The following is a 12,089-nucleotide window of genomic DNA, read 5'->3' as shown; positions in this document are numbered from 1 at the left end:
AGGGGGGCGGCCGGCGATCTGCTAAATTGCTGCGCTTCGCCCGATCGCGCGCATTTCACTTACTCATCGAGTCTTCCCCATGCTCAGCCAGCAAGAATTGAAGCAGCAGGCCGCCACGGCCGCCTTGGATATCGTCGACGAAGTCGCCGGCCCGGACGTCATCATCGGCGTGGGCACCGGTTCGACCGCCGATTTGTTCATCGATGGCCTGGCGCGGTTCAAGGGGCGCCTGCGCGGTACCGTCGCCAGCTCGGAACGCAGCGCGGCGCGGCTGGCCGCGCTGGGCATTCCCGTGCTGGACCTCAATGATGTCGAACACATGCCGGTGTACGTCGATGGCGCGGATGAAATCGATGGCAGGCTGCACATGATCAAGGGCGGCGGCGGGGCGCAGACGCGCGAGAAGATCGTGGCCTCGGTCGCCGACCGTTTCGTCTGCATCGCCGATGAATCCAAGCTGGTCGAGTGCCTGGGCGCGTTTCCGCTGCCCGTGGAAGTCATCCCCATGGCGCGCGCCGCCGTGGCGCGCAAGCTGTCGGCCCTGGGCGGACGGCCGGTGCTGCGCGCCGGCTTCGTCACCGACAACGGCAATGTCATCCTGGACGTGGCGGGCCTGCGTATCACCGATGCCCCGGCGCTGGAAATGCAGGTCAACAATCTGCCAGGTGTGGTCACCTGCGGACTGTTCACGCAGCCGGGCGCCGATGTCGCGCTACTGGCCACGCAGCAGGCCATAAGGCGCCTGACGCGCCCGTAATCCGAGGCGGCAGGCGGTTCATAATCTTGTCACATGGAAGTCATAACCTAGCCGACCGATGCGGCCCGGGGACTTCCTGATGGCATTCTTGGAGGCTCGCATGGCAATGGAACCATCGTCAACCCCGCAGGGAGCCCGGATGACCGAGCACACAAACAAACAATTCGATGCCGACCTGGAAGGCGTCCGTTCGCAGTTTCTGGCGATGGGCGGCGTGGTGGAAGCCATGATCCAGGACGCCATCGATGCCTTGGCCAACGGTGACCTGGACCTCGTCGACAAGGTTCGCGAGCGGGAAAAGGAAGTCAACCGCTACGAAGTCGATATCGACCAGCGCATCAGCTATATCCTGGCGCGCCACCAACCCACCGCGATCGACCTGCGCATGCTGCTGGCCGTGTCCAAGATGCTGACCGACATGGAACGCTCCGGCGACGAGGCGGAAAAGATCGCGACCGTCGCGCGCCGCATCCATGACGGCGAGCTGCGCGCCGCGCCCATGGTGGACCTGCGGCACATGGCCAACAGCGTGCGCGCCATGCTGCGCCAGTCGCTGGACGCCTTTGCCCGCCTGGATCCGATGCAGGCGGCCCAGGTGGTGCGCAGCGACAAGGAAGTCGACAAGGAATGGAAGGCGGCGCTGCGCCAGCTGATTTCGTTCATGATCGAGGACCCGCGCACGATCACGCCTTCCATCGACCTCATCTTCATCGCGCGCGCGATGGAACGCATCGGCGACCATGCCAAGAACATGTCCGAGCGGGTGATCTATATGGTTCGCGGCGCGGATGTGCGCCACACCGGCGCCAAGAATGCCGAACGGCAGGCGCGGGGCGAAGAGGAAAGCACCGAGACCACGGAATAAGGCGGGCCGCCGCCCCGGCCACGGGCGCCACGCGGCCTATGGGCGCGTGCAGTCACCGGCGGCGGGCTAGGCCGCCGGCGCCCGCGCAGGCGGGCTCCCGGGCTTAGCCACGGCCCCCATACCCCTTCAGGCGGAGGGCGGAACGTAGCCCTGCGCTTCGACGCTGCCGTCCTCGAACAGGAAGCGTTCCATCTGCTGCTGCAGATACTTGCGCGCGCGGGCGTCGGCCAGGTTCAGGCGGTTTTCGTTGACCAGGCGCGTTTGCACGCCTTTCCACTCTTCCCACGCCTCCTTGGACACCTGTTGCCAGATGCGCTGGCCGAGTTCGCCGGGGTAGGGCGGAAAATCGAGCCCTTCGGCGTCGCGCTTGAGTTTGACGCAATGAACAGTACGGGTCATGGGTATCGCTGCCGGATAAACGTTGGATCGTCGATTTTACCGAAACGCGGCACACCAGGCGCCCGCATCGCATGAAACAGATATCGCCGGATCGGGGACGCCGCGGATCCGGCTCCGCCGGTCCGCCGGCGTCGCCCCCTGGAGGGGGAAGCGCGCAGCGCTCCGGGGGTGGGATCCATCACAGCCGCTTGATGAATACCAGGCTGTTGCGCGACCGGTTGTAGTGCGCCTGCTTGTCGTGGGGCAGGTCCGTGACGCCGCCCTGCACGAAGCCGCGCTTCATGAACCAGTGCGACGTGCGCGTGGTGAGCACGAACAGGCGCTTGGCGCCCAGCGCCCGGGCGCGCGATTCCATATGGCGCAGCAGCAGTTCGCCTTCGCCCGATCCCTGCCATTCCGGGTGCACGATCAGGCAGGCCATTTCGGCCATGTGCTCTTCAAGATAGGGATGCAGGGCGGCGCAGCCGTAGATGACGCCGTCGTGCTCCAGCACCGTGAAGTTCTCGACATCCCGCTCGATGACGCTGCGCCCGCGCGGCACCAGCGTGCCGTCGGCTTCCAGCGGCTCGACCAGGCTGAGGATGGCGCCGACGTCGTCCACCGTCGCGGGCCGCAGGTCATCCAGCGTGTCTTCCACCACCATGGTGCCGACGCCGTCGTGCGTGAAGATTTCCAGCAGCACGCTGCCATCCAGGCTGAAGGGCACGACGTGGGCGCGTGCCACGCCGCGCTTGACCGCTTGCGAGCTGTACTTGACGAACAAGGCCGTGTCCTCGTCCAGCCCGCCCTGGGCCAGCAAGGCATCGGCGTCCACGCGCGCCAGCTCCGTATCGATGGTGCCGTCTTCGTTGCGTACGCCTTCCGCGGTCGAGAGGAAAATCAGCTTTTCCGCGCGCAGGGCAACGGCCACGCTGGTGGCTAGGTCTTCCATGGCCAGGTTGAAAGCATCGCCCGTGGGTGAAAAGCCCAGGGGCGACAGCAAGATCACCGAGCCTTTTTCCATGGCAAAGCGCATGGCGTCGACGTCGATCTTGCGGACGTGGCCGGTGTGCCGGTAGTCCACGCCGTCGATCACGCCGGTGGGCCGCGCCGTGACGAAGTTGCCCGAGATGACGCGGATCTGCGAATGCGACATCGGCGTATTCGGCAGCCCCTGGCTGAACGCGGCTTCGATATCCAGGCGGATCTCGCCGGCGGCTTCCTTCGCGCATTCCAGCGAAGCGGCATCCGTCGGCGACAGCCCGCGGTCGAACTGGTGCGTGAAGCCCTTCAGGCGCAGTTGTTCATTGACCTGGGGACGCGACCCATGCACCAGCACCAGGCGTATTCCCAGCGCGGAAAGCAGCGACAGGTCCTGCACCAGCGGGTTCAGCGCCCCGGCCTGGATCAGCTCGCCGCCGAACGCCACCACGAAGGTCTTGCCGCGGAAGGCGTGTACGTAGGGAGCGACTTCGCGGAACCAGCGCACGAACTGCGCCGGCGCGAATTCAGGGGCTTCCAGTGCTGAAACGGTATCTTGATCCAGGTCGGGCATGATGCGTGTGAAGACCCTGAAAAACGGGTGGGGCGGCCAGGCGAACCCTGGGTTGAATCGCGAAATTATAGGATGGCATGGCCTGCCGCGTGCCCCTACAGCGTGCCCGGATAGGTCCCGCCGTCCAGCACCAGGTTCTGTCCCGTCATGAAGCCCGCGCGCGCGCCGCACAGGAAGGCACAGGCATCGCCGAATTCGGCGGGGTCGCCCAGGCGCCTGGCGGGCACGGTCCTGCGGCGGCTCTCCAGGATTTCCTCGACGGACTTGCCGGTTTTCTGCGCCGTCGCGATCGCCGTGCCGCGCAGCCGGTCGGTGTCGAAGGGGCCGGGCAGCAGGTTGTTGATGGTGACGTTGTGTTCGGCCACCTGGCGCGCCAGTCCGGCGACGAAGCCCGTCAGGCCGGCGCGCGCGCCGTTGGACAGGCCCAGGTGGTCGATGGGCATCTTCACGGCCGCCGAGGTGATGTTCACGATGCGGCCGAAGCGGCGCGCGATCATGGTGTCGAGGGTGGCCTTGATCAGCTCGATGGGCGTGATCATGTTGGCGTCCAGCGCCTTGACCCAGTCGTCGCGCGACCATTCGCGGAAATCGCCCGGCTTGGGACCGCCGGCGTTGTTGACCAGGATGTCGGGGTCCGGGCAGGCGGCGAGCAGGCGTGCACGGCCCTCCGCGGTCGTCACGTCGGCCGCCACGGTGATCACGGTAGCCCCCGTTTCACGGCGTATGGCGTCCGCCGCTTCCTCCAGGGCATCCGCGCCGCGCGCCGACATGATTACCCGCACGCCTTCGCGCGCCAGCGACAGCGCGCAGGCGCGGCCCAGCCCCTTGCTGGATGCGCAGACCAGCGCGGTACGTCCTTCTATGCCCAGATCCATGATGCAGTCTCCTTGAAAAGAGGGATGGATGGCCCCGCCCCGGTGGCTCGGCCGCCGCCGCGTATGGCCCCGGACCGGTCCATTGGGGCCGGTGAAAGAGGCCGGTGGCCCCGCCGAAACACCGCGGCGGGGCCGCGGCGACGCGGTCGCCACGACTGGCACGACCGTTCCCGGCGAAAAATTACCGAATTTTCAGAAAAAAAGGGTCGCAACTTGCTGTTTCGCTATTAATATTTTGAAATACGCGCTGAGCCCAATATTGTCGACACGCAGGAAGCCTTCGGGGCCCAACAACGATTCCAAGCCGACACGGAGACAGGCCGTCGCCCCACGTCGGTAATTTCTCGAGGATACACGGCAGTGACGCAATCCTATTGGTTGACCTTGGATCCCACGACCCGCGCCCTGCGTGCCGGTTTCCGTGCCGCCGCGGCGGTCGCGCCACCCGACAACGATATGCTGCAGGCCGCGCTGGCGGCTCGCGGCTGGACGGCCGACGCCCTGGACGGCGCGGCGGTCACCGAATTCCTGGCGCGCTGCCAGGAAGCGGCGGCTCGCATCAGCGCCGAAGCCCTGCGCCAGACCGGGACCGCGGTGGCGGCGGCCACGTCCGCCGCCGAGGAGCTGTCCGGCGAATTGGCCGCGATCGAGTCCAACGCCGCCCGGCTGGGCGCCGCGCTGGAACTGATGGACAGTCCCGAACCGGACGTCCCGCTGCCGACGGCGGCCGACGGCGTGATCGAGGCGGTGATAGGCGAGGTCGTCGACGGCGCCTTCGAACTCGAGATCACCGAAGACAAGCTGCAGGTCTATCTGACGATGCATGCGCCCAAGGGCGGCCGCAGTGTGCAGCTGGGCGACGTGCGCGCCGCGCTGGCCCAGCATGGCATCGTCTACGGCGTCAATGAAGAGGCGCTGCTGCAGACGGTGGAAGGGGGGAACGCGGAGGGAGCGCTGATCGCCTCGGGCATCCCGCCCAAGGACGGCATGCCCACGCGTTTCGAAAGCCTGCTGTCGCGCCACGCGGAAGGGGATGTCGACGAGAACGCGCTCGTGGATTACCGCTCGATGGGCAATCTGGTCCTGGTGAAGGCCGGGATGCCCCTGATGCGCCGTACTCCCGGCACGGCCGGCACGGACGGTATCGACGTGTATGGCAATCCCGCGCCCGCGCCGGCGCCGGAGGACCTGCCGTACGACGACAACCTTACGGGCATCGTCCGCGACGCCAACGACCCCGACGTGCTGGTCGCGGCCATCGACGGCGCGCCGTCGGTGCTGCCTTGCGGCGTATCGGTGAACCCCGTCGTCGAAGTCGACGCGGTCAACCTGAACTCGGGCAACATCAATTTCGAAGGCACGCTGCAGGTGCGTGGCGACGTTACGACCGGCATGTCGGTCAAGGTCACCGGCGATGTCCTGGTCAGCGGGACGGTGGAAGCGGCTCACATCGACGCCGGCGGCAATGTGGTGGTCAAGGGCGGCATCCTGGGGGCCGCGGAAGGCGCGACCACCGCCGATCCGGCCGCGCGACTGGCGCAGGTCACCGCGCGCGGTTCGGTGAAGGCCCGCTTCATCGGCAACGCCACCATCAACGCCGGCAAGGACGTCCAGGTCGAAAGCGAAATCCGCCAGAGCGACGTGAACGCAGGCGATACGGTCACCGTGGGCGCGAAGGGCTCCACGCAGGGCAACATCAGCGGCGGCCAGGTGCGCGCGCTGCGCGGCGTCAGGGCGGCCACGCTGGGCACCATGGCCGGCGTCAAGACCATCATCCAGGTCGGCATCAACCCGCACGCACAGGCACAGAAGGAAGCGCTGCAGCGCACGCGCAAGCGCCTGCAGGAAGAAAAGGGAAAGCTGGAGCAGTTGCTGATCTTCCTGCAGAAGCATCCCGAGAAAGCCTCCAACGGCATCGGCGAACGCGCCGTGCAGACCCACACCAAGCTGATCAAGGATCTGGCCGGCGTGGACGCGCGCGAACGCCGCCTGACCGCGGAAAGCTCCGTGGCCGAGGACGCGGTCATCCATGCGTCGCGCAAAATCCATGGCGGCGTCGAGCTGCAGGTGGTCAACCGCCGCGAAAGCATCACCGAGGACCTGCCGGCCGGTACCGCCAAGCTGTCGGACGGCAAGCTGATCATCCGCTAGGGCCTGTTGACGCTGGAAGGCGCGCGTGGCTGCGTGGCGTATGCTCGCCGTGGCACCGCCGCGGCTGCGCTTCGCGCCTTGCCACCCACCGGATCGCGTACTCATGCCAGGCGCCGTGTGGCGTTAGCAGGCCTTGCGCCGGCCGCCGCGCGGACCGCATCCGCGAAAAACTATAATCGCGGGAATGACCGTCAAGCCTCAAACCCCCTCTCGGCGCGACCGGGCCGCGCCGAGAGCGGCCGCGCCGTCCACCCCCGCATCGCCGCCCGCGCCCCTCGATGATGCGGCGCCCCGGCCGCGTGCGGTGCGCGACCCCGCCGCACCCGCGCCGCGCGCCATTCCGCCCATCCGCTATCCCGAAGAGCTGCCCGTAAGCGCCCGGCGCGAGGAAATCGCCCGCGCCATCGAAGGCCACCAGGTCGTGATCGTCAGCGGAGAAACCGGCTCCGGCAAAACCACGCAACTACCGAAGATCTGCCTGGAACTGGGACGCGGGCGCACGCGCATGATCGGTCATACCCAGCCGCGCCGCCTGGCCGCGACCTCGGTGGCGCGCCGCATCGCGGAAGAGCTGCAGACCCCGTTGGGAGAGGTGGTTGGCTACCAGGTCCGGTTCAACGACCGCACCGGGCCGAACGCGGCCATCAAGCTGATGACCGACGGCATCCTGCTGGCCGAGACGCAGCGCGATCCGCTGCTCAAGCGCTACGACACGCTGATCATCGACGAGGCCCATGAGCGCAGCCTGAACATCGACTTCCTGCTGGGCTACCTGAAGCGCGTGTTGCCGCGCCGGCCGGACCTGAAAGTCATCATCACGTCGGCCACCATCGATGCCGAGCGCTTCGCCAGGCACTTCGCCGCGGCACCGGACCGGCCCGCGCCCGTCATCGAGGTATCGGGCCGCCTGTATCCGGTCGAGCTGCGCTATCGGCCCGTCCGCCAGGACGAAACCGAGGCGGATGCCGCCAGCCGTTCCGCCCGCGAGCGCGCCGGCGACGAAGAGCGCGACCTGATCGACGCCCTGGTGGACGCCGTGGACGAATGCGCCCGCCATGGCCCCGGCGATGTCCTGGTGTTCCTGCCGGGCGAACGGGAAATCCGCGAGGCATCCGAGGCCCTGCGCAAGCATCACCCGGTCGGCACGGAAGTACTGGCGCTGTATGCGCGCCTGTCCCAGGCCGAGCAGGAACAGATCTTCCGGCCGCGCGGCAGCGGACGACGCGTTGTCCTGGCGACCAACGTGGCCGAGACCTCGCTGACCGTGCCGGGCATCCGCTTCGTGGTGGACAGCGGGCTGGCCCGCGTCAAGCGCTATTCCTGGCGCAACAAGGTCGAGCAGCTGCGCATCGAGCCCATCAGCCGGGCGTCCGCCAACCAGCGCGCCGGGCGCTGCGGACGCGTCGGTCCGGGGCTTTGCATCCGCCTGTACGACGAGGCCGATTTCAACGCGCGCGCTCCCTTCACCGATCCGGAGGTCCTGCGGTCCTCGCTGGCTTCGGTGATCCTGCGCATGAAGTCGCTCAAGCTGGACGACATCGAGGATTTTCCCTTCGTCGAGGCGCCCCCGGGCCGGGCGATCGCCGACGGCTATCACCTGCTACAGGAACTGGGGGCGATCGAGCCGGTGCAACGCGCCGACCGCGATGCGGGCGCGGACGATGCCGCCGCGCAGGCCGCCCCGGCCTTCGCGCTGACCCGTACCGGCCATGAGCTGGCGCGCCTGCCGCTGGACCCTCGCATCGGCCGCATGATCCTGGCCGCGCGCGAACAGCAGTGCCTGACTGAAATGCTGATCATCGCGTCGGCCCTGTCCATCCAGGACCCGCGCGACCGCCCGATGCAGGAAAAAGAAGCGGCGGAAAACGCGCACGCGAAGTTCGCCGACGACAAATCGGAATTCCTGTCCTTCCTGAAGCTGTGGCGCTGGTACGGCGAACAGGTGCAGCACAAGGCGTCGCAGCGCAAGCTGGTCGGCCTGCTGCGGCAGAACTTCCTGTCGCCGCTGCGCCTGCGCGAATGGCACGACGTGCATGGCCAGCTGGCTTCGGTGGTGGGCGAGCAGGGCTGGCGCCTGAACCAGACGGAGGCGACCTTCGAGCAGATCCACATGGCCCTGCTGGCCGGCCTGCTGGGCAATATCGGCTACAAGAGCGACGAGGGCGGCCATTACCAGGGCGCGCGCGACATCCGTTTCCATATTCATCCGGGTTCGCGCCTGGCCCGCAAGGCAGGCCGCTGGATCGTCGCGGCCGAACTGGTGGAAACGACGCGGCTGTACGCGCGCTGCATCGCGCGCATCGAGCCCGCCTGGATCGAACGGGCCGCCGCGCACCTGCTGCGCCGCAATTGGTCCGACCCGCGCTGGGAGAAAAAGGCCGGACAGGTCGTCGCCAACGAACGCGCGACCTTGTACGGATTGGCCATCTATGCCGGGCGTCGCGTGCACTATGGCCGCATCAACCCCGAGCACGCGCGCGAGATCTTCATCCGCGACGCACTGGTGCCGGGGGAAATCGACACGCGGCTGCCCTTTGTCGCGCAGAACCGCCGCCTGATCGCGGAGATCGAAAAGCTGGAGCATCGCGCACGCAGGCCGGACATCCTGGTCGACGAGACGCTGATCCAGGCCTTCTACGATCGCCAGATCCCGGCCGGCATGAGCCAGACCACGACGCTGGAAAAATGGGTTGCCGGCCTGGACAAGGCCGCGGCGGACGCGCTGCTGCTGACCCGCGACGCCCTGATGCGCCATGAAGCCGCGGGCATCACCACGGAAGTCTTTCCCAAGAAGGTGGAATGGCAGGGCGTGACCATGCCCCTGGACTATCACTTCGAGCCCGGGTCGCCGCGCGACGGCGTGACTCTGTCCGTGCCCTTGTTCGCCCTGAACCAGATCGACCCGCAGCGCTGCGAATGGCTGGTGCCGGGCATGCTCAAGGACAAGGTACACCTGCTGTTGAAGTCGCTGCCGCAGAAGATACGGCGCCATTGCGTACCCTTGCCCGACTACGCCGCCGCGTTCTATGCGCGCTGGTTCGACCGGCTGGCGGATCCCCAGCAGGGCCTGCTCGACGCATTGGCCGCCGATATGTGGGAGCAGGTCAAGGTGCGCCCGGCGCCCGCGGACTTCAAGCTGGAAACGCTGCCGCCGCATCTATTCATGAATTTCCGCGTGGTCGACGAGCATGGGCGCATGCTGGCGGCCGGCCGCAACCTGGCATCGCTGAAGGCGGAGTTCGGCCGCCAGGCGCAGGCGGACTTCCAGCAGCTCGCCGCGCGCGATACGCAGGTGGCGCAGGCACTGGCCCAGGACGGGCTGACCGGCTGGACCTTCGGCGAATTGCCGGAAATCATGGAGATCAAGCGCAAGGGGCAATCCGTCATCGGCTATCCCGCGCTGGTCGATCGCGGTACGCACTGCGACCTGGACGTCTTCGACGATCCCGAGGAAGCGCGTCGGCATCATCGCGCGGGCCTCTTGCGCCTGTTCCGGCTGGGCCTGCGCGAGCAAATCAAATTCCTGGAAAAGAACCTGCCGGACCTGACCCGCATCAGCATGCTGTTCATGCCCTTGGGCACGCAGGAGGCCTTGCGTGACCAGATCGTCGACTGTGCCGTGGAACGCGCATGCCTGGCCGAGCCCTGGCCCGTCAACCAGGCCGAATTCGAGTCGCGCCGCCTGGAAGGCAAGGGCAGGCTGGGCCTGCTGGCGCAGGAAGTGGGCAGGCTGGCCGGCGCGGTCCTGACGGAGTGGGCCGCCCTGCAGCGCAAGCTGCCCCAGGCCAAGGGCCACCCGGGGGCCTACGCCGATCTTCAGCAGCAGGCCGGGGCGCTGGTGTCGCCCACCTTCCTGCGCGATTCGCCGTATGCGCAACTGGCGCATTTTCCCCGCTATCTGAAAGCCGCGGTGGCCCGCATCGACAAGCTGCGCGCGGACCCCGCCCGCGACCAGCGGCTGATGGCGGACATGGCGCCGCTGCTGACGCAGTACCAGCGTGCTCGCGCCGCGCTCAAGGGCGCGCCGGATCCGCGCCTGGATGAATTCCGCTGGCTGCTGGAGGAACTGCGAGTCGCCTTGTTCGCGCAGGAGCTGCGCACGCCGATGCCGGTATCGGTCAAGCGCCTGCAGAAATCCTGGGAATCGATGCGGCGCTGAGCCGCCTGTGTCGCCAAGGCGCTACGGGCGGGGGCGGCCTTGGCGTGCGCCCCGTTGCCATCCTTCGAGGCCGCGGCCTATCATCGACACAGGCAAGGCGAAGACTAATCCTGTTTTCAGGAGAAGATCATGAGCGACACTGTCCTGAACGCCGAAGCATTTCGACCCCGGCGCGGCTGGTCCGGCGGATTGCCCTGGTTTCGCCGGCTGCGGCTGAAACAGCTGGGCGACGGCATGGTGGATTACGTGGCGGAGGTCTTCGCGGAAATGGAGCGCGGGCGCCATCTGCGTCCGGTCATCTCCGCCTACAAGCCCCAGCGCTGGTAGGGGCCTGCGCGGCCTTCAGATCCAGACAAAGGCGCCGACCACCAGCACCAGCAGGCCCCACTTCACGGCCTTGTAGAGTGGGCGGTTCCAGGTCTTGAAGCGCTTGCGCGCCTGGTCCAGGCGCCAGTGGGCATGCGTCAGCCGGTTGATCGCGCCGGTCTTGTCGCCATCGTCGTTGGGCGAGCTGGCCGCCGACATGACTACCTTGCCGAACCATGCATTGAAGGCTTCGGCCCAGCGCCAGCGCAGCGGCCGCTCCACGTCGCAGAACAGGATGATGCGGTTCTGGCCCGAGTTGTTGTGCGCTTCATGGATGTAGGTTTCGTCGAAGACCACGCCCTGGCCGTCCCGCCAGCTGTAGCGCTCGCCATCCACGTCGATGTAGCAGCGGTCGTCGTTGGGTGTGGCCAGGCCCAGGTGATACCGCAGCGAACCGGAGAACGGATCGCGGTGGGGGTTCAGCCTGCCGCCGTCGGGCAGTTCGGCGAACATCGCCGCCTTCACCTTGGGCAGGGTCTTGAGCAGCGCAACCGTGCGCGGGCACAGGGCTTCCGCCGAGGGATGGCGGGCGTCATACCACTTCAGGTAGAAGCGCTTCCAGCCGTATTTGAAGAAAGAATTGAAGCCGATGTCGTCGTGCCGCTCCGCCGCCTTGATGCGGCGCATCTCGGCCATCTGCAGGGCTTCGTCGCGGATGATTTCCCAGTTGTCCTGCAAGACCTGCAATTCGGGAATTTCGCGTGTGGACACATACGCGGTGGTGGGCACGCGCGAGGCGAGCACCATGAAGGCATTCACCGGCGCCAGCAGGACGGAGTGGTCCAGGAAGACGCGCGACCACGCGAGCCGTACGCGGCCACGATAGTGCCCATACAGTATGGAGGCCAGCCAAAGCCCCGGGATCAGCCATTTCATAGCGGAAGGGAAAGCAAGATACCTATAGACCATCTATTCTTGCACAGCCTGCCCGCCGGTGGGGCTCCAGATGGCCGGGAGGCGGCCGGCGGGCCGGTCTGCTGAGT

Annotated in this window: 9 protein-coding genes; 5 read left to right on the top strand and 4 right to left on the bottom strand. The window is 67.2% G+C overall.

All coding sequences use genetic code 11. From position 1 onward, the window contains the following. The first annotated feature begins 79 nt into the window (after positions 1-79). Positions 80-757 carry a ribose-5-phosphate isomerase RpiA gene (rpiA, locus tag AKI39_RS16285; RefSeq protein ID WP_066638196.1) on the top strand — a complete coding sequence of 226 codons (678 nt, stop codon included), beginning with the start codon at positions 80-82 and terminating at the stop codon, positions 755-757. A gap of 139 nt (positions 758-896) precedes the next feature. After that, entirely contained in the window at positions 897-1,622 is a 726-nt protein-coding gene (gene phoU / locus AKI39_RS16280; RefSeq protein ID WP_066638194.1) for a phosphate signaling complex protein PhoU, read from the top strand. Between the two features lie 126 nt (positions 1,623-1,748). On the opposite strand, the gene AKI39_RS16275 is transcribed toward phoU, so the two are convergent. The 3 genes from AKI39_RS16275 to AKI39_RS16265 form a co-directional block, all read right to left on the bottom strand. Beyond that, positions 1,749-2,021 carry an oxidative damage protection protein gene (locus AKI39_RS16275; RefSeq protein ID WP_066638192.1) on the bottom strand — a complete coding sequence of 91 codons (273 nt, stop codon included), beginning with the start codon at positions 2,019-2,021 and terminating at the stop codon, positions 1,749-1,751. Between the two features lie 178 nt (positions 2,022-2,199). Then, complete coding sequence (gene argA / locus AKI39_RS16270) at positions 2,200-3,555, bottom strand: amino-acid N-acetyltransferase (RefSeq protein ID WP_066638189.1); 1,356 nt, start codon at positions 3,553-3,555, stop codon at positions 2,200-2,202. Positions 3,556-3,650: 95 nt separating this feature from the next. Further along, positions 3,651-4,430 (bottom strand): SDR family oxidoreductase, encoded by a 780-nt coding sequence (locus AKI39_RS16265; RefSeq protein WP_066638186.1) that lies wholly within the window; start codon positions 4,428-4,430, stop codon positions 3,651-3,653. A 360-nt stretch (positions 4,431-4,790) separates the two neighbouring features. Here AKI39_RS16265 and AKI39_RS16260 point away from each other — a divergent pair, with 360 nt between their 5' ends. The 3 genes from AKI39_RS16260 to AKI39_RS16250 all read left to right on the top strand — a co-directional run bounded on the left by AKI39_RS16260 (position 4,791) and on the right by AKI39_RS16250 (position 11,067). Continuing rightward, on the top strand, positions 4,791-6,581 hold the full coding sequence (locus AKI39_RS16260) for a DUF342 domain-containing protein (protein WP_066638183.1): 1,791 nt from the start codon (positions 4,791-4,793) through the stop codon (positions 6,579-6,581). Between the two features lie 184 nt (positions 6,582-6,765). After that, the gene (gene hrpA / locus AKI39_RS16255; RefSeq protein ID WP_083228885.1) at positions 6,766-10,740 is read left to right on the top strand and encodes an ATP-dependent RNA helicase HrpA; all 3,975 of its coding nucleotides are present in this window, start codon (positions 6,766-6,768) and stop codon (positions 10,738-10,740) included. A 129-nt stretch (positions 10,741-10,869) separates the two neighbouring features. Beyond that, on the top strand, positions 10,870-11,067 hold the full coding sequence (locus tag AKI39_RS16250) for a hypothetical protein (RefSeq protein ID WP_066638177.1): 198 nt from the start codon (positions 10,870-10,872) through the stop codon (positions 11,065-11,067). Between the two features lie 15 nt (positions 11,068-11,082). On the opposite strand, the gene lpxO is transcribed toward AKI39_RS16250, so the two are convergent. Then, positions 11,083-11,982: a lipid A hydroxylase LpxO gene (lpxO, locus tag AKI39_RS16245; RefSeq protein WP_066638174.1), complete on the bottom strand. Its 900-nt coding sequence runs from the start codon at positions 11,980-11,982 to the stop codon at positions 11,083-11,085. Between the last annotated feature and the right edge of the window lie 107 nt (positions 11,983-12,089).

Source organism: Bordetella sp. H567 (assembly GCF_001704295.1).
GTDB lineage: Bacteria > Pseudomonadota > Gammaproteobacteria > Burkholderiales > Burkholderiaceae_B > Bordetella_C.
This window is presented reverse-complemented; position numbering and strand designations above follow the sequence as displayed.